At 61.7% G+C, this 19,094-nt stretch carries 14 protein-coding genes; 4 read left to right on the forward strand and 10 right to left on the reverse strand.

All coding sequences use genetic code 11. The annotated features are described in order from the left end of the window. The first annotated feature begins 11 nt into the window (after positions 1–11). Positions 12–2,414 (forward strand): GH92 family glycosyl hydrolase, encoded by a 2,403-nt coding sequence (locus tag ACN9M2_RS12365; protein WP_426285022.1) that lies wholly within the window; start codon positions 12–14, stop codon positions 2,412–2,414. Here ACN9M2_RS12365 and ACN9M2_RS12370 read toward each other — a convergent pair. Both ACN9M2_RS12370 and ACN9M2_RS12375 read right to left on the reverse strand, forming a co-directional pair. Then, on the reverse strand, positions 2,411–4,732 hold the full coding sequence (locus ACN9M2_RS12370) for a heavy metal translocating P-type ATPase (RefSeq protein ID WP_426285023.1): 2,322 nt from the start codon (positions 4,730–4,732) through the stop codon (positions 2,411–2,413). The two genes, ACN9M2_RS12365 and ACN9M2_RS12370, sit on opposite strands and share 4 nt — an antisense overlap. Next, a complete protein-coding gene (locus ACN9M2_RS12375; protein ID WP_306850553.1) occupies positions 4,729–5,145 on the reverse strand; it encodes a heavy metal-responsive transcriptional regulator in 417 nt (138 codons plus the stop codon). Before ACN9M2_RS12375 ends, ACN9M2_RS12370 begins: the two co-directional genes overlap by 4 nt. A 189-nt stretch (positions 5,146–5,334) precedes the next feature. On the opposite strand from ACN9M2_RS12375, the gene ACN9M2_RS12380 reads away from it, so the two are divergent. Then, positions 5,335–7,032, forward strand: a complete 1,698-nt coding sequence (locus ACN9M2_RS12380; protein ID WP_426285024.1) for an FAD-dependent oxidoreductase — start codon at positions 5,335–5,337, stop codon at positions 7,030–7,032. Between the two features lie 39 nt (positions 7,033–7,071). Beyond that, entirely contained in the window at positions 7,072–7,785 is a 714-nt protein-coding gene (locus ACN9M2_RS12385) for a pirin family protein (protein WP_426285025.1), read from the forward strand. 1 nt (position 7,786) lies between these two features. Here ACN9M2_RS12385 and ACN9M2_RS12390 read toward each other — a convergent pair whose 3' ends face one another. Next, complete coding sequence (locus tag ACN9M2_RS12390) at positions 7,787–8,323, reverse strand: ester cyclase (protein ID WP_426285026.1); 537 nt, start codon at positions 8,321–8,323, stop codon at positions 7,787–7,789. A 136-nt stretch (positions 8,324–8,459) separates the two neighbouring features. On the opposite strand from ACN9M2_RS12390, the gene ACN9M2_RS12395 reads away from it, so the two are divergent. After that, positions 8,460–9,359: a LysR family transcriptional regulator gene (locus ACN9M2_RS12395; protein WP_426285027.1), complete on the forward strand. Its 900-nt coding sequence runs from the start codon at positions 8,460–8,462 to the stop codon at positions 9,357–9,359. Between the two features lie 100 nt (positions 9,360–9,459). Here ACN9M2_RS12395 and ACN9M2_RS12400 read toward each other — a convergent pair whose 3' ends face one another. The 7 genes from ACN9M2_RS12400 to ACN9M2_RS12430 all read right to left on the reverse strand — a co-directional run bounded on the left by ACN9M2_RS12400 (position 9,460) and on the right by ACN9M2_RS12430 (position 19,069). Beyond that, positions 9,460–10,323 carry a LysR family transcriptional regulator gene (locus ACN9M2_RS12400; RefSeq protein ID WP_426285028.1) on the reverse strand — a complete coding sequence of 288 codons (864 nt, stop codon included), beginning with the start codon at positions 10,321–10,323 and terminating at the stop codon, positions 9,460–9,462. A gap of 125 nt (positions 10,324–10,448) precedes the next feature. Further along, complete coding sequence (locus ACN9M2_RS12405) at positions 10,449–11,222, reverse strand: SDR family oxidoreductase (RefSeq protein ID WP_426287917.1); 774 nt, start codon at positions 11,220–11,222, stop codon at positions 10,449–10,451. Positions 11,223–11,583: 361 nt separating this feature from the next. After that, positions 11,584–11,997, reverse strand: a complete 414-nt coding sequence (locus ACN9M2_RS12410) for a hypothetical protein (protein ID WP_426285029.1) — start codon at positions 11,995–11,997, stop codon at positions 11,584–11,586. Continuing rightward, positions 11,994–16,316, reverse strand: a complete 4,323-nt coding sequence (locus ACN9M2_RS12415) for an RHS repeat-associated core domain-containing protein (RefSeq protein ID WP_426285030.1) — start codon at positions 16,314–16,316, stop codon at positions 11,994–11,996. Before ACN9M2_RS12415 ends, ACN9M2_RS12410 begins: the two co-directional genes overlap by 4 nt. Positions 16,317–16,924: 608 nt before the next feature. After that, the gene (locus ACN9M2_RS12420; protein ID WP_426285031.1) at positions 16,925–17,458 is read right to left on the reverse strand and encodes an SRPBCC family protein; all 534 of its coding nucleotides are present in this window, start codon (positions 17,456–17,458) and stop codon (positions 16,925–16,927) included. Further along, a complete protein-coding gene (locus tag ACN9M2_RS12425) occupies positions 17,455–17,820 on the reverse strand; it encodes an ArsR/SmtB family transcription factor (RefSeq protein WP_426285032.1) in 366 nt (121 codons plus the stop codon). The genes ACN9M2_RS12420 and ACN9M2_RS12425 overlap by 4 nt, the downstream gene beginning before the upstream one ends. 55 nt (positions 17,821–17,875) lie before the next feature. Beyond that, entirely contained in the window at positions 17,876–19,069 is a 1,194-nt protein-coding gene (locus tag ACN9M2_RS12430; RefSeq protein WP_426285033.1) for an MFS transporter, read from the reverse strand. Between the last annotated feature and the right edge of the window lie 25 nt (positions 19,070–19,094).

Raw genomic sequence — 19,094 nt, forward strand, 5'->3', positions numbered from 1 at the left:
GAGGTCCACCCTTGCGCGCCTTTCGTCCGATCGCCCTCGCCGCCGCCCTTGTCCCCGCCCTGGCCAGCGCCGCTTCCGGACCAGCCGCCCTGGTGAATCCACTGATCGGCACCACGAACGGAGGGAATGTCTTCCCGGGTGCGGTGGTTCCTTTCGGCATGCTGCAGTTCAGTCCGGAAGCCTCGCCCCTGCCGGGCAAGAAGGCGCCCATCGCGGCGCCCGGCGGCTATGAGTACCGCGCCGACGCCATCCGTGGCTTCAGCCTCACCAATGTCGAAGGCTGGGGTTGCGCGGGTGGCTCGGGCGACGTGCCGATCATGCCGGTGGCGGACGAGATCACCGTGTCGCCGTCGACGGACTTCCGCCATGCATACGCATCGAAGTTCTCGCACGCGAAGGAAACAGCGAAGGCCGGCCACTACCATGTGACGCTCGACAACGGCGCCGCCGTGGACCTTACCGCCGCGCTGCATTCGGGTGCGGCGCGCTTCGCCTTTCCTGCCGGCAAGCCGGCGAACGTGCTCGTACGCGCATCCGATTCCGAGGCCGGCTCCGAGAAGGCGAGCGTCACCGTCGACAAGGCCGCAAAGCGCATCACAGGCGAAGTGACCAGCGGCAACTTCTGCGGCTACATCAACGAGGCCGACCGGCGCAGCTACTACACGCTCTACTTCGTCGCCGAGTTCGACCAGCCGTTCGCCTCGACAGGCACATGGCAAGACACGAGCGTGCACAAGGACGGCACGCATGCGGAAGGTGGCACTGGTTATGGTGAGAAGGGGTTCCCTGCGACGGGCAAGGGCTCCGGTGCGTGGGTCGGCTTCGCCAGGGGAACCGGCGCGGTGAACGTTCGCGTCGGCATCTCGTACGTCAGCCTCGCCAATGCGCAGGCCAACCTCGATGCCGAGAATCCGAAGGGTACGACGTTCGAAGCCCTGCGTGACAAGGCCGTCGACGCCTGGAACGCACGGCTCTCCCACATCGACGTCGAAGGCGGTACGCCCGACCAGCGCACGGTGTTCTACACCGCGCTGTATCACGCGCTGATGCATCCCAACGTCTTCAGCGACGTCAATGGCGAGTACCGCGGTTTCGACAACGCGGTGCATCGCGTCGCCGGCAGCCAGAAGGCGCAGTACGCCAACTTCTCCGGCTGGGATGTCTACCGCTCGCAGTTGCCGTTGGTGGCCTGGCTGGAACCGAAGACCGCCAGCGACATCGCGCAGAGCCTCTACAACCAGGCGCAACAGAATAACGGCGTATGGGATCGCTGGACGCACAACAACGGCGGCACGCATGTGATGAACGGCGATCCGTCCGCCGCCGCCATCGCGGGTATACATGCCTTTGGTGCACGCGACTTCGACGTGCAGGGCGCACTCGCCTCGCTGGTGCACGCCGCCGACAATCCGACCGCTCTCGATACCTCGCACGATGGTTGCGAAGTCGAATGCGTGGGCCAACGCCCCGGGCTCGATGCCTGGTTGAAGCTGCACTACATCCCGGTCGGCGCACCCGCCTGGGGGCCAGCCGCCGATACGCTGGAAACGGTCGCCGCCGAATTCGGCATCAGCGTGCTCGCCGGACGCCTCGGCGACACCGCCACCTCCGTCCGCTTCCTCGAACGCGCGCAGTACTGGCGAAATCTCTTCGACCCGAAGGCGACGCCGGAAGGCGGCTATATCCGCAACCGTAACGCCGATGGCGGTTGGGCGTTGGTGAAGGACGACGACAAGGAAGCCCCGCACGCGTTCACACCGTCCACGGAAGATGGCTTCGTGGAAGGTAGCGCCGCGCAATACGTGTGGATGGTGCCTTTCAACGTCGGTGGCCTGTTCGACGCCATGGGTGGCCGGGACAAGGCGCGCAAGCGGCTTGACGCCTTCTTCTACCAGCCCGACGGCAGCTTCGCCGTGACCAAGTCGGGGCCCCTGCACGCCGAGTTGGACAACGAGCCGTCCATCGGCACGCCCTGGCTCTACAACTACGCCGGACAGCCGTGGAAGACGCAGGAACTGGTCCGCCGCGTGCTCGACACGATCTGGCTCAACGCACCCAGCGGCATTCCCGGCAACGACGATCTGGGCGAAATGTCATCCTGGTACGTATTCGCAGCGCTCGGCGTCTATCCGTCGATCCCGGGCCGTGCGGAAATGGTGATAGGCAGCCCGCTGTTCACCCGCGCCGTCGTGCATCGCGAGCACGGCGACGTGACGATCGAGGCACCGAACGCGGGCATGGGCAAGCCCTATGTCACTGCGCTGAAGGTGGACGGCAAAGCGTCCACCCGCGCGTGGTTACCGGAATCGTTCGCGCTGAAGGGCGGCAAGCTGGAGTTCGACCTGTCGGACAAGCCGAACACCTCGTGGGCGACGAAACCCTCGGACGCCCCACCCTCCTTCGACAAACGCTAGACACCGCGCCGCAGGCGCAACGCATTGCCCACCACCGACACCGAACTCAGGCTCATCGCCAGTGCGGCGATCATCGGCGACAAGGTCACTCCCAGCAGCGGGTACAACACACCCGCCGCCACCGGCACGCCCACCGCGTTGTAGATGAACGCGAAGAACAGGTTCTGCCGGATGTTCTTCACGGTGGCTTCCGACAAGGCCCTCGCCCTGGCGATACCGGCGAGGTCGCCTTTGAGCAAAGTCACCGACGCACTCTGGATCGCGATGTCGCTGCCATTGCCCATGCCGATGCCGATGTCCGCGGCGGCCAGCGCCGGCGCGTCGTTCACGCCGTCGCCCGCCATCGCCACCTTCAAGCCCTTCGCCTTGAGCGAGGAAACGAGATGGGCCTTGTCCTCCGGTGACGCACCCGCATGCACCTCGTCGATCGGCAGCGACGAGGCGACGGCTTTCGCCGTGACCTCGTTGTCGCCAGTCAGCATCACCAACCGCACGCCTGCCGCATGCAAGGCATCCAGCGCGGGCTTCGTCGACGGTTTGACCGCATCGGCAAGTGACAGCAACGCTGCCAGGCGGCCATCGATGGCGAGGAACATCGCCGTAGCGCCCTTAGCGCGGGCCTTCCCGGCCGCTTCGTGCGCGACACTGGCATCCACGCGTTCGTCTTCCATCAAACGCACGTTGCCGATCGCGACATCGTGGCCGTTCACACGTCCACTCACGCCGCGTCCCACCGCCACCTGGAATCCGGAAACCGTGGGAATCTCCAATCCTTCGCCTTCGGCGGCGGCAACGATCGCGGCCGCCAGCGGATGCTCGCTGGGGCGTTCCAGCGCCGCCGCGAGAGCCAGCGCTTCCGCACGATCGGGACCGAAGCTGCGCAGTTCGGTCAGCACCGGCTTGCCTTCCGTCAGCGTGCCGGTCTTGTCGAATACCAGGGTGTCGATCTCGCGCAAGGTCTCGATCGCCGCCGCATCGCGGAACAGCACGCCCGCTTGGGCACCGCGGCCACTGGCCACCATGATCGACATCGGCGTCGCCAGCCCCAGGGCGCAGGGACACGCGATAATCAGCACCGATACCGCGGCCACCAGCGCGTGCGCCAGCGAAGGCTGCGGACCCACGGCCCACCAGATGGCGAAAGCGAGTATCGCCACGATCACCACGGTGGGAACGAACCACGCGGCGACCTTGTCGGCCACACGCTGCAAGGGTGCGCGTGAACGCTGCGCCTCGGCCACCATCGCGACGATGCGCGAAAGCACCGTGTCCGCACCCACGTGGTCCACCCGTATCGTCAATGCACCGTGCTGGTTCTGCGTACCGGCTGTGACCTTGTCGTGCACGCGTTTCGCCACCGGCATCGCCTCACCGGTGAGCATGGATTCGTCGATGTGGCTCTCGCCATCCAGCACGCTGCCATCCGCCGGAACCTTTTCGCCCGGCCGCACGCGAACGGTGTCGCCGACACGCAAGTTGTCCAGAGGCACGTCTTCCTCGCGACCATCGTCGGTCACCCGGCGCGCGGTCTGCGGCACCAGACCGAGCAGGCCACGCAGTGCCTCTCCGGTCTGGCGGCGTGCCCGGAGTTCCAGGAAATCGCCCAGTGTCACCAGCGTGACGATCACCGCGGCCGATTCGAAGTACACGTCGACCATGCCGTGCACGTTGCGCATGGCGGGCGGAAACAGCGACGGGAAGAGGAACGCGACCGCGCTGTACAGCCATGCGACGCCCGTACCCAGCGCGATCAACGTGTACATGTTCGGTGACCACGGCATCAGCGAACGCCAACCACGAGCGAAGAACGGCGCGCCGCCCCACAACACCACCACGGTCGCCAGCAAGGCCTCGCCCCAGCGTGCCAGCGACGACCAAGGCTCGGGCCACATCGTGTCGAAGAGGTGCGGCCCCATCGCGACGAGGAACACGGGGACCGTCAAGGCCACCAGCAGCGCCAGGCGACGGCCGAGAGAACGGACTTCACCGTCATCCTCGTCCAACGTGGGCATCGCCGGTTCCAGCGCCATGCCGCACTTCGGGCAAGACCCGGGGCCGACCTGGCGTATCTCCGGGTGCATCGGGCAGGTATAGATCGTGCCCGGTGGCGCTGCGGGTTCGGGCTCCTTCGGGCGAAGGTATTTACCCGGCTCGGCGACGAAGCGCTCGCGGCAACGCGCGCCGCAGAAGTGGTAATCGTGGCTTTCATGCGTGGCATGGTGCGGCGTGGTCGCTGGGTCCACCGTCATGCCGCACACGGGGTCCTTCACCACGTCGGCCCGGGCGCCGGCGTCGTGTCCACAGCAGGCCTGGCTCATGCGTTCGGCTCCGCCAGCGCCTTGAGGATCGGGCAGTCCTCCGGCGCGCCATGCCCCGGACAAGCCTCCACCAGCTCGGCCAAGCCATCGCGCACGCGCTGCAGCTCCGCGATGCGCTCGTCGATCGCCTGCAAGCGGGCCGCGGCGCGCTCGCGCACGCCTTCCACGCCGCCATGCCGATCGGCCGACAGGGCCAGCAGTTCGCGGATTTCCTCCAGGGTGAAACCCAGGTCCTTGGCCCGGCGAATGAACCGCAGCCGCGAGACGGCACTCTGGTCGTACTCACGGTATCCCGAGGGCCGGCGCCTGGGCTCGGGCAGGAGCCCTTCCCGCTCGTAGAACCGGATGGTGTCGATGGCGACGCCCGCGCTTTGCGCGATGCGGCCGATGGTGAGGGCTGTTTGGGTGTTCATGGAGGCAAGTCTAGACCATTGATCTAGGTCTAGAGTCAAGAGGAGCCATTGGAGTCCACCAGACCGGCAACCTGCCAGGAACCTCGCGCCGTCAACCGAGGTTTTTGGCAGGGGTACGAATTCTTCAATCAGCCACCCGATGGCGACACTACAGTGAGACCGACCATCGCTGTCCTTCCGGGTACGGACGTGAACACTATCGATCCAAACGATCCCTATGCGCGGACGGCGCAGATCTTTCCACGCCTCGACGAGTCCATGATCGACACGGCGCGGCACTACGGTGCCGAGCAGGATTTCCAGGCGGATACGCTCCTGTATGCTCGCGGCGAACGCGCGGTGTGCTTCTTCGTGATCGTGACGGGCACCGTGGAAGTGTTCGATCTCGACACTTCTGGTCATCCTGTCGTCTTCGCGACCCATACCCACGGCCAATTCACCGGCGAACTGGATCTGCTGAACCAGCGCGAAGTCCTCGTCTATGCGCGAGCCATTGCCGGAACGCGCGTCATCAAGATCGAGCGCGACGCCCTGCGGCGCATGCTGGCCGCCGAGCCGGACATCGCCGAAATCGTCATGCGGGCACTGATCCTGCGCCGTGTCGGGCTGATCCAGAACGGAACCGGCGGCGTCCTCATCGTGGGCGGCGCGCACGACGCCGCGACGCTCGCTCTGCAGCGCTTCCTCACACGCAACGGCTACCCGCACCGCCTCATCGATACCTCCGATGCCGGTGCCGAAGACCAAGTGCTCGAAGGCATGGGAACCACGGCTGAGCAATTGCCAGTGGTGATTTTTCCCGACCAGAGCGCTCTCAGCCGGCCCTCCATCTCCGAACTCGCCGATCGTCTCGGCCTGACCGAAGCGTTCGACGACACGCTGGTCTACGACGTGGTGGTGGTGGGCGCCGGTCCGTCGGGACTCGCCGCCGCCGTCTACGCAGCCTCCGAAGGCCTGAACACCATCGTCATCGAGGGCCTGGCCCCGGGTGGCCAGGCCGGTACGTCGTCGCGCATCGAGAACTACCTGGGCTTCCCCACCGGCATCTCGGGACAGGCACTGGCGGGACGTGCCCACATCCAGGCGCAGAAGTTCGGAGCGCGGCTCGCCATCTCCCGTTTCGTCCGTTCCCTCGAATGCGACGAGCAGCCGTATCGCCTGAAGCTGGAGGGCGGCGAAGAGGTACGGACGCATGCACTCGTCGTGGCCACGGGCGCACGCTATCGCAAGCTCTCGGCGGTGGACTACGAGCGATTCGAAGGCAGTGGCGTGCACTATGCCGCGACGCCGATGGAGGGGAAGCTCTGCCAGGGGCAGGAAGTGATCGTCGTCGGTGGCGGCAACTCGGCGGGGCAAGCGGCCGTCTTCCTCTCGCGCACGGCGTCGATGGTCCACCTGCTGGTCCGCGCGGAGGGCCTGGCGGCAACGATGTCCAACTACCTCATCGAACGGATCACGCATTCCACGCGGATCACCCTGCATGTCCGCAGCGAGATCGTCCGCTTCGACGGCGACGATCACCTCGAATCGGTGGCGTGCCGTCGCCGTGACACCGGCGAGGTCGTCGTGCATCCTGTCGGCAACGTGTTCGTGATGATCGGTGCCGATCCCAATACCGACTGGCTCGGCGATTGCGTGGGCATCGACGCGAAGGGTTTCGTGGAAACCGGCCGGGCTTGTGCCGGCGTGCCCGCGGCCTCGCCCTATGCCACCAGCCGCCCCGGCATATTCGCCGTGGGCGACGTCCGCTCCGGATCGGTGAAACGCGTCGCATCCGGCGTCGGGGAGGGGTCCGCCGTGATCCAGGCCGTGCACGAATACCTCGCGTCGATCCGTCACGATTCCCTGCCTGCGGCTGTGCCGGCCTCCCCCATCGCCATGGCCTGAAGCGGCGACCGGAATACAACCTTTCATCCTGGAGACACCATGTTCGTCATTCGCCACGCTTCCGAACGCGGCCACGCCAATCACGGCTGGCTCGATTCACACCACAGCTTCTCGTTCGCCGACTACCGCGACGAAGACCACGTCCACTTCGGCCCGTTGCGCGTCATCAACGAGGATCGCGTCGCCGCCGGAGCCGGTTTCGGCACGCACTCCCATCGCGACATGGAAATCATCAGCTATGTCCTCGAAGGAGAACTGGCTCACAAGGACTCGATGGGCAACGCCGTCGTGATCCGTCCTGGTGAAGTACAGCGCATGAGCGCCGGGCATGGCGTGACGCATTCCGAAGAAAACAACGCGGTCACCGAGACCCATTTCCTGCAGATATGGATCATCCCCAACGAGCTGAACCTGGCGCCCGGCTACGAGCAGAAGTTCTTTCCCGATGCGGAAAAGCGCGGCAAGTTGCGCCTGGTGGCGAGCCAGTCCGGCGAGCACGGATCGGTGACGGTCCATCAGGATGTCCGGATCTACGCGGGACTGTTCGGTCCTGACGAAACCGCGCATCACACGATCGATTTCGAGCGTCTGGTGTACGTGCATGTGGTACGTGGCAGCGTGCATGTCAACGGCCACCCGCTGTCCGCGGGCGACGCTGCCAAGATCACCGGCGAGGAACGTGTCGTGATTTCCGATGGCGTGGACGGCGAGGTGCTGCTGTTCGACATGGGCGAGTTGCAGCCGCCTCGCTAGGTCACATCGAACCGATCTGGCGCATGAAGGCGAGGTTGTCCTCGAGATGCCAGTTGTCGGTGACGCGACCGCCACTGACGCGCAGGATGTCGGTGGCGATGAAGTCGATCGGCTGTCCCTGCCCCTTCCGTCCCATGAACTCGCCAGTGAAGTGGCCGGTAAAGCGAAGATGGCTGACCACCCGGTCACCGACCACCAGGCGCTGCACCACGGCCACCTTCAGGTCGGGAACCGCGGCAAGGAACGCCTTCGAGGCGGTCATGGGGCCGGTCGGGCCCTGCGGCCTGCCGGGCGGCAACGTGTGGTCGATGAACGAGGGCGATAGCGCCCTGGAAAGCAACTGCGCGCTACCGTTGTTCCAGAACCCGTAGAACGCATCCACGGGCGTCAGCAGGGCGTCCACGGACGCGGGTGGAAGGCTCTTGTCGACGATCAGCTCCTGGGGCTTCGCGATGGCGACCGCCGCGCGGTCGTCCACTTGGGCGGCGAAACAGGACGGAGCCGCAAGCGCCAAGGCGATGGCAAAAAGGGTGCGCATGAATAGTCCTTCGTTTAGGCCTGGGGAACCGGTTAGCGCCCGGACCTTGCCCCCGAGCGCAGGCCCACAACATAATAATTTCCACAAAGACATGTAATTGCTCGATCACCTTAGTCAGTCTCAACTGCGAGGCAACATGCTCGACGATCTCAATGAACTTCGAACGTTGCAGCAGGTACTGGCTTCGGGCTCGCTCACCGCCGCCGCGAACGCCATGGGTGTCAGTCTCGCCGTGGTGAGCAAGCGGCTTGCCACACTTGAAAAGCGAACCGGCGTGCGCCTGGTCAACCGGACGACGCGCCGCCTCTCCCCGACGGAAGAAGGTGCGCGCCTGATGGTCGATATCGATCGCGCCTTGGAAGCGATCCGCCAGGGCGAAGAACTGTTGGCGACCGGTCGCGACGAACCGGTCGGAACGTTGCGGGTGTCGGCTCCGGTATCGTTCGGGCGCAGGCACGTGGTGCCCATCCTGGGAGAGCTCACGCGCCGCTATCCACAGCTCGCCATTTCGCTGTCCCTCGATGACAAGATGGTGGATGTCGTGGGCGGCGCGATGGATGTGGCCATCCGCATCGGTGGCGGACTCGTCGACAGCAGCGCCGCCATGCGCAAGATCACCGACAACTCGCGCATTCTCGTCGCCGCGCCGACCTACCTGGATCACCACGGACGCCCTTCGACGCCGTTGGACCTGCGCAATCACGATCTGCTGCGTTACGGCGATTCCGTCGCGCCGTGGCGCCTGCACAGCCCCGATGGCACGACGGAATCGATCCCGGCACCGGCCCGCATGCGCGTCGACAACGGCGATGCCCTGCATGACTGGTGTGTCGCCGGCCTCGGCATCATGTTGAAGTCGACCGTCGACGTCAGCCATGACCTTGCATCGGGGCTGCTGGAACACGTGCTGCCCGAGTGGAACGGTGGCGACCTGCCTATCGTCGCGCTGTTCCCCGACCGAACGAACATGACGCGGAAGGCCCGCGTTTTCCTGGATGCGATGGTGAGCGCGTTCCAGGGCAACCCTCGGAAATGAACGAAGCTGGACCTTCGCCGTCGAGGTTTGCCGGAGAGGTCTAGCTGTTCACGGCGGCAGGCAAGACATGGCAAGCGGCAACGCAGCCAGTGTTTCCCGCTCAGGCATCCAGGTGCGGCTGGATCAGCGTTTCGAACCACTTCTGAAAAACGGCGAGCCGCCGCGAACGCTGCCGCCGATGCGGGTACAACAATGACACCGGCATCGGAGCCGCACGATAGGCTTGCATCACCTCCACCAGATCGCCCGAATCCAACAGGTGCTGGACGTCGAAGCGCGGAACCTGGATCAGTCCAAGTCCCGCCAGGCAGCAGGCGATGTAGCTTTCGGCATTGTTCACGACCACCCTGCTGGATGCATCGACCAGCCGCTCGCCACCGTCGTCGGACAGATGCTCCCACGGTAACGCCCTGCCCGTCTTAGGCGACGCATAACCCACGGCCGAATGTCGGTGCTGCAGGTCGCCAGGCTGGGTCGGTTCACCATGCTCACGCAGGTAGGCTGGGCTCGCGCAGTTGACCAGGGCAACGTGGCCCAGCGGACGGATGACCAGGCTGCTGTCATGCGGCGCGCCGATGCGCACCGCGCAATCCACCCCTTCCTGCACGAGGTCGATGACACGGTCGGTCGAGCCCAGGACCAGTTGCAGCCGGGGATGGCGGCGCAACAAACCAGGCAATGCCGGTGCGATCAGGCGGCGAGCGATGCGACTCGGCGCATCGACGACGAGTCGCCCCGACACCTGCCGCCGGCTGGTCTGAAACAGCTGATCGATATCTTCGACTTCAGCCAGCAACGGCCGCACGCGGTCCAACAACTGTTCCCCGTCAGCCGTCAGCCGCACCTGCCGCGTCGTCCGATGCAGCAAGCGCACGCCCAGCTGGCTCTCCAGCTGCTGGATGGCCGCGGACACCGACGCCCGCGGCACATCGAGGGCATTCGCCGCCCTGATGAAGCTGCCCATCTCCGCTACCTGGGCGAACACCCGGTACTGGTTGAATCTGTCCATGCACCTGTTCCCAAGGCGTGCGGTTGGACTACTGGAACACCGAACAGGGCAAGATGACAATCACTGTGCGCACGGTTGCCTCACTTGGTGGTGTAGCCGCCATTGATGAGAATGGTCTGGCCGGTGATCCACCACCCGTCGCTGACCAGATGGCGAATGAAGGGGACGACGTCTTCGATGTCCGTGAGGCCCGTCTTGCTGAACGGGGAAAGTGCCGCAGCGGTCTTGTGGTATGCCACCGCATCGGCACCTTCGGCGGGATAGAAGAACGGGGTGTCCATCGGACCGGGGCCGACCGCGGTCACCGAGATACCACGCGCACCGAACTCCTTGGAAGCCGCGCGGGTGTAATGCTCCACGGGCGCCTTGGTTCCGGCATAGGCGGCATAGAACGGGGTGAACGCCCCCAGCAAGGAGGTCACCAGCGTGCAGACCTTGCCGTTGTCGTTGACGTGCTTGCCGGCCTCCTTGAGGAAAAAGAAGGCGGTCTTGGAGTTGACCGCCGTCATCTCGTCATACTCGGACTCGCTGATCTCGGAGAAAGGCTTCTTCAACACCTTGCCCACGGTATTGATGGCAATGTCCGGCTTGCCGACCGCGGCGATGGTGTCGGCGAAGAGCTTTTCGACAGCGGCCGCAGACGTCAGGTCACCTTGCAAGGCCACGGCTTGCGCTCCGCTGGCCTGTATCGCCTTTACGGTCGCATCGGCGTCGGCCTTGGAAGCGGCGCTGTTGTAGTGGATCGCGACGGCCTTGGCGCCTTGTCCGGCCAAGTCGCGTGCAATCAGACCGCCGAGGTTCTTGGCGCCGCCAGCGATGAGAACGACCTTGCCTTTGATGGAATGGTCTGCCACGGGGAAATCTCCTTCATGAGCCGATGGAAGCCTGAGCTTAGGCCCCTTCATCCAGCCGATAAACGACCCACGGCTGGATGAATCATCCAGGAAAACCATCCAATCGGATGCTCATGCATGACGCGATGCTCTCCCATGCGAGCCCCACGTGCGTGGCGGATTGCCCCGGCGATCTTGTCCAAAGGCCGTGAAATCAATGCGGCGCCCATCGCCAAGGCGGCCAAGCTCATCCTTGGCATAAGACAGTCCACCATTCGCCGCCTCCTTGCTGCACGCTGATCTGCGTGAACCACATCCACGGCGCACACCGCCATGCAGCCTGTAAGCCACGCGCCCATCGACGGGCCAATAAATCGACTGTTCAATGCGACGCCCGGTCCTTAAGCCGCTTCAGTTCATTCTTCGCATAAGGGAACCCAGCATCCGCTGACTTTTGAAGCCAGAAATGGGCACGGAGTGCGGTATTCGGATCGGATTCGAGGAGGTCATAGAGAGAGAACTGACACGACGCGTCGCCGTTCTCGGCACCAATCGTATACCAACGCAATGTAGCGTCCCTGTCGCCTCTCACTATGAAGTGAAAAGTCGCAAGTTTGCGCGCTGCCTCGGGCGAACCCTTTAACGCCTCTGTTTCCAACTGCTTTTGTTGTGAAGCCGTCAGATCCAGATCTGCCGAGAGACGTATAGGCTTTTCCCCCGGCAATTGTGCCCAAGCAAGGCTTGGCACTATGCCGATGACGCACGCTGTAACAATTCGCAAGATAGAAAATTTCATGGCTTGAACTCCAGCAGGGTACCCGGATCGGCAGGATCAGGAGTCATTGAGCTAGGAATAATAGGAATGTTATCCCACTGTACCGGCTTTCCATTTACAACCCCTCCCCGACTCTCAAAACTTCCCGAAGGAAACAGCCAACCAAAATGATCGGGAGCCTGCGCGTTCGCTTTCAGTGAACTGGCAAGTCGCTGGGCGAAGGAGCCAGATCTATTCCACTTTGCTTCTGGCGTCACACCAGTGTTGCACGAAAGAAGTAGAACCGTCTCACCTTGCTGGTATGTAGGGTCATTCTGAATCATCGTAGCAAGCTGTTCGGGCCGCAATGCACTACCGTTCTGATCCACCACGTTTAGGGGATTCCCATGCGCCCCCACTACATAGGTTCCTGGCGGCGAAGTGAAGTTTTTTGCAGCCCGATATTCCGCCGAGCCAGGCACGAATAGATTAAGATCGGTGAGGCCGAGGGGATCGATGAACCGTAAAGGGTTCGCGCTCGCATAGAGATAAGTATTACTTCCTGCAGCCAAGCCAAGTGGATCACTTTGAAGATAACGACCGACCGTTGGATCGAAGAAGCGGTGGATGTTATAAGCCAGCCCCGACTCGCCGTCAAAGTACTGACCCGGGAATCTTAAGTTCAGGCTGAACCCAGTAGACGATACAGGAGCAGCCTCACCAAACGGATTGGCCGTAACGGCCCAGGACCATACAAGCGAGCCGTCGGAAGCGGTAACAGCCCTTGGGGTTCCAAGGGAATCTGCATGTACAAGACTGAGTGTCGAAGATGATCCATCGACATCCAGGACGCCGATAGGCAGTCCCGAGACCCATATGTACGTGCGACTTGACGCGCCATATTCAGCGAGGAGCTTCCCTTCTTCGTCATAGATGAATCGAACTTCTCGACCTTGAGGACTTGAGATCGATTTGGAAATACGATCGCCAGATGCATTGAAGGTATAGCGGGCGAGGTCCCCTCCATCCTGTTGCACGACCGTCAGCTGACCACGCCCGTTGTATCCGAAGCCAAAAACCGTTCCGGCCGCAGCAATAACGGATGTATTTCCGGCTGAATCATATGTTCGCGACGCCGCCCCGACGCTCGTTAGCCAGTGAGTGTTTGTCTTATATACATAGTCTCCACCGCCTGCTCCAGAAGCTTCTTTTCTTTGCCGATCACCAGCTGCGTCGTATGTGAATACTTCAATTGGATTACCCGATCCATTGGACACGGTCGTCAGGCGACCCAGGGCATCGTAGTTGTAACTCTCTAGTGGCCGATCCGAATCGACAGCAGCCTGGATCGAGGAAAAATTACCGCGTACGTCACGCGTTCCGTGAAACACCAACTGAGGACTTACCACGCTAGTAACCGCATAGTTCAAGTCATAAGTGCGCATAAGATTTTGCGCGCCACTGGACGAACCTAATGTGTACGATAGGATCGGACCGAATGGTAGATACTGAATACTCGTTGCAACATCTTTGGTACTACCATTTCTCGTGGTAGTTACCGAGGTCACTCTGCCCAGAGAGTCAGCTCTCGATGAATTGACTTGAGTACCATCAGCCAAGGTCTCCGTGAGAAGGCGATCTCCGAGCGAGTAACTATAGGTCACTGAGTCCACGTGCGAACCCTGGGCCTGTATTTTTTTAACGATATTCCCTCTATGGTCATAGCAGTATGTCGTCGTTACCAAAGCCTCCACGACACGTGTTAGACGTCCAACGGGATAGGAACTCGCGCACCCGGTAACTTCACTAGGCTCATCGTAGTACCACGCCACGTTATCTTCCGTGCTCGGATACAACGACGATGTCCGCCGATTGAGGGCGTCGTAGGTATAGCTCACATGGATGCCACGCGCATCCGTGGCCTCAAGGATATTCCCAGCCTCGTCACGGGAAGCACTGATGCTGCCACTGTCGGGGCTGAGAGATGAATTTAGCTCCCCGAAAGCGTTTCGGATATAGACAGTAGGCAATCCAGATGGGTCACCCACACCTATGACATTGTCCAAGGCATCATATTGCAGAGTTGTCGTGGCGCCTATTGCCTCACCGCCAGGCGTGGCGGCATCCAGAATCAAGTCCACCAAACGTGATCGATGATCATATGATCGCCTCGTTTCCACGCTAGATCCATCGAGTGACGAAAGCAAATTGCCATTCCCGTCATAAGCGTCCGCCGCCTTCGCTGAAAAAGTCTCCCGCCCCAAACCATCGACTCGGGATACCAACCTTCCGATTGCATCGTACGTAGCAGAGTCACGATACCTAAGCACGTTATTCGTATCGTAGACGCTAGTTCCCGTCAGGCCTCCCGCCTGGTTGTACGTATAAGAAATATAGTTGCCTAAACGATCGGAAACCTTCGTCAATCGCAGAGCAGCGTCATATCCGTATGTAAGTGTTATTTTGTCTGGATCCTGGGTCTGAACGACCTTTTGGTTGCGATCATAACTGACCGTTGTCCATGCATCGAGAGACGAATTTGATCCGTCCGCATTGGCATGCACTATTCGCTGCGAAAGTAGACCTCGCCCCGTATAGTAGAACTCAGTTATGACGCCGTTCGCATCCACCGTTCGCTGCGGGCGACCCGCACCGTCGTAGCGCGGTATAGTCACCATTTGCCCGAGCGCGTTCTTGATTGACTGAATATCACCTCGCTTCCAATAAGCGCCATCGCTTAAGTAGTAGCTATAGGTTGTAACCTGCATGACATCCGCACGCGGACCGGTCGCCGTTAGAAGCAGCCCGACGATGGGGCACTGTGTCGTATCTACGGCTTCACAATAGGTGTATGTCCAGCGACGTACACCCGCGGGTGGGGTACCTCCAACGGAACACTCGTAATCTGCGGATGAAGGAGTAGAAGGATCGGTGTCGCATCTTGCAACGACCTTTCCAAGGGCGTTGTACTTCCATTCTGTTCGCGCAATTAAATTTCCTTGCCTATCAAGAATACGCGACACACTGGGCAAGCGAAGATCAATGTTCCAAGTGGTGGCCGTAGTGCGTTGTTCCTGAGTCCCTTCAGCATCAATCTGACTCTCGAGAAGATAGAAATCGTTGTAGCCAACACGAGTGGTGACGCCATTGAAGTCGGTGAAGCTAGCCGGAAAACCAAGTGCATCATAGGTTCGGGTCTTCCAGGCGCGCCCGCAATCTGGTACGCAACTTTTATCGAGCGATGCAACATGCGCCCGCCCTCCTGAACGATCGAAATCGACGTGGACCGTGTTTCCCAATGGGTACGTTACTGACGCACTCCCATCACCTTGATAAGTGATACGGGTAGTACCTATCTCACCGACAAAGCCTGACGACGTAGCTCTACCCTGATCGTCATACGTTATTGTCTCGTATCGTTTCCCAAAACTATCGGTGATACCGGTGATTGCATGCGGAAGTGAAACCGCCCCGACCATTCCGTCTTCATTGTATAAATAGTTGTGGAATGAACTGTCAGAATGAATCGCTGACTGCAGATTTGCCGTTGAGGAGGCATAGCTAAAACGCACATACCCTCCATCAGGGAAAGAGACTGAACTTAAACGATCAGTATAGGAGTCGTAATAAAATTTCAGCTGGCGACCTTGCGTATCAGTCACATCTTCAACCAAAGGCGTTGCGCCGCTTCGGTCATAGTCCAGGGTTATCCCATAGCCATCTTGTCCTGTTACCGACGTCAATGTCCCGCTAAGGTCATATTTTTCCGTGTGGCGCAATGGCCCGATGAAAATACGATACCCCGACACCGCGCCCGAAGAATCAAGGATTTCGCTTAATGTATTTACTGGCGCATTCGAAGACCAAACGCCGCCGATTTTCTTAAACTCCTCCTGACTTCCGTCAGGACGTAATGCCACAATCGAAGAAACAGGAGAGCCAATCATCTGCAACGAGCGATTGAAGCTGTGCCGCCAATTGAAACCTGTTTGTGCCGGCGCCACTCCGTCGGTGCTGTTGTAGAAACGACGAAAGCTCAGCCACTCCCCGCCATCGTAATCCGTCTCCTCGAGATAGAAATTGCCGGTCGATGTGTCAATAGGATCGCCAGCTAGGTGTACCCCACCCTGTTCGGCACACGATGACCCATCAGCATTTCCCTGCGGGCCGCCGCCGCACCCTGTGGTTAGATTGGGTGCACTACTCCCTTCACCACCCTCGCACGTCGCCCCGCTCCCTAGCTTTTTGCCAACTTCGCTACCGTAGCGCACCGTGTAGATCTGACCACCCGGGCAGCCACTTTGCGTTGATGTCCACTCGCCGGAAAAGCTGTTTGCTGAACCAACTACAGCAAGATCCATGCTGATCTTGCATGGAGTGGTGCTCCCGACACTACTAACGAGTGACGTATCGGTAAGGACCAGCTCGGTACCCGAAATGGTGCCCGATACATTCCATATAAATACACGAGACCCGCCCAACGAAACCGTTTTTCGTGTACCGGTGACTGCTCCCAACTCGTCCTGCTTAAGATCGAACGTTTCGGCCCAAGCGGCCGAGGATGCGTCACTGGGGGCTTGGAGATTTCCGTACCACACGCCGCTCACGTCAGCCGATGGTTCGGCATCCGCCCGCGGCAATTTCATAACGGATCGCGCAGGGCTTACGGAAGGGGACGTTGAGGAAGCAGACACTTGCGCAAACACAGGACCTACAACAGCGCTACCTATTACAAACGCTGCCAGTCGTATCAGCTTTAACTTTATTAGATATGAAGGATACGGAGACCTTCGTTTGTCGAACTTGTCTTCTCTCGCAACATCTACCTGTCCCATCATCCAGTCCTTGTTGTCGACTCGCACAAATGCTTCCCTGCGCGATGATAGGAATTTGATCTTATTTACGCTGTCGGTGCTTGGCGCGGCGTGCGTAAGGGTTGCCCTACACCTTTCCGGCAACGCATCTTCCCTCAGACCGGAAGCCGCCCGTCATACTCATCCTTCAACCGCAACCACCCATCCCAGAAGGGCCCGGTCTGCGTCCCTTCCATGCGTGCCGCCAGCACGTCGAGATGCATATGCCAACCGGCGCTGACGTTCAGTCGCATCGTGCGGTCGAGCACGCGGCTGTGGATCAGGGTCAGCAACACATGATCGCCCTTGCGTTCCAGTTCGAAGGTGACACCGCCGGTGCTTCCCCATGTGATCGCGAGCTTGCGTGGCGGATCGACCTCCGTGATGGAACCTTCCATGCGGTGCTCGCCGGAAAAGCCGGGTGGCCGCTGTCCCGGTGGATTCGTCAATTCGTCGTTGCGCCAGACGAACTCGAAGGTCGATCCCGCTTTCATTTCCATCTCGCCGCTCGCCAGCCACTGGCGGCGCAGGTCGCTCTCGGTCAGGTAAGCCCAGACCCGTTCTATCGGTCCTGGCAGGACGCGTTGGATCTTCAACGTGGTGGGCTCGATCAGCGTGCCGTAGGTATCGGGGGTGGCCAGGTCGGTCATGACTTGTCTCCTTTGGGGGGCGGGGGCTCGTGTGCGTCGGCTTGGCGCAGGAGCCGGTCGAGCACACCCAGACGGTCGGTCCAGAAACGCTCGTAGAAGGTCAGCCACTCGCTCACGCTGGCCAGTGGGCCAGGGTCGAGTCGACAGATATGGACACGGCCGCGGACTTCACGGCGGATCAGGCCCGCGTTTTCCAGCACCTTGATGTGCTTGGACGCGGCCGCGAGGGACATCTCGAAGGGTTCGGCGAGCTGGCCCACGGTCCGCTCGCCAGCGGCAAGCTCACGGAGCATGTGCCGCCGCGTGCGATCGCCGAGGGCGTGGAAGACGGGGTCCAGGTGCGGGGCATCTAATTCAACCATGAGGTTGAATGTACGCCCCGACGATTCGTTAGTCAACCACCTGGTTGAATTATTTTCAGGCGTCGTGCGCGGGGTGCGGTGCCGGCCGGTGCAGCATCCGCGAAACGAGCGCAATGATGGCGAGACCTCCACCGAGCACGCATACGCCCAACCACCCTGCCCTCCGCCAAGCCTCCGCGGCGACGAACGAGCCCGCGGCGCCACCGAGGAACATCGTCGTCATGAAAAGCGTATTGAGCCGGCTCTTGAATTCCGGATGCAGGCCGTAGATGAGGTGCTGGTGCGAGACCAGAGCGATCTGCACGCCGAAGTCGAGCACGATGACGCCGACGATGAGCCCGGCAAGGCTCGTCCACAATGCGAAGACGCCCCAGGCGACCACGGTCGCCGCCGCACCCATGGCGATGACCAGCCAGGGTCCGCGCCGGTCGGCGATGCGTCCCGCGACCGGCGCCATCGCGACACCCACCGCGCCGACGATGCCGAACAGACCGGCGGTCGCCGCGCCGAGATGCAAGGGTGGCTGTTCCAGGCGCAGCGCCAGCACGGTCCAGAACGCCGAGAACGACGCGAAGATCACGGCCTGGGTGAGTGCCGCGCGGCGCAGCAGCGGTTCGGCGCGCCACAGGCCCACCAGCGAGCCCAGCAGTTCGCGATAGGGCACGCGGCGCGCGGGCCGATGTTCGGGCAGGCGCATCGCCATCAGCACCGCACCGATCAAGGCCACGGGAACGGCCAGCCAGAACATCGCCCGCCATCCGGCCACACTGGAGACGAAGCCGGCGATCGTCCGGCTGAGCAAGATGCCGGTGAGCAGGCCGCTCATCACGGTGCCGACCGCCGCACCGCGTTTTTCCGGCGCGGAAAGGATCGTGGCGAAGGGCACGATCTGCTGCGCCACCGTCGCCGCCGCGCCGACGATCACCGAAGCCACCGCCAGCATGGCCAGCCCCGGCGCCAGGGCGGCGAGCACCAGCGCAAGCGACAGCACGATGAACTGCACGGCGATGAGCCGGCGCCGTTCCAACGCATCGCCCAGGGGCAGCAGGAACAGAAGACCCGCGGCGTAACCCAGCTGGGTCAGCATCGGGATCCACCGCTCCACCGCGCCGTCGTGCAGATCCCTCGACATGATGCCGAGCATCGGCTGGTTGTAATAGATGTTCGCGACCGCAAGTCCCGCCGCCAGCGCCATCGCATACAAAGCGGCGCGGGGAAGACTTGCCGGTTCGGCGGCGGATGGTGGCATGACGAATTCCTGGCGATGGGGGTTA

The organism is Luteibacter sp. E-22, from assembly GCF_049913125.1.
GTDB lineage: Bacteria > Pseudomonadota > Gammaproteobacteria > Xanthomonadales > Rhodanobacteraceae > Luteibacter.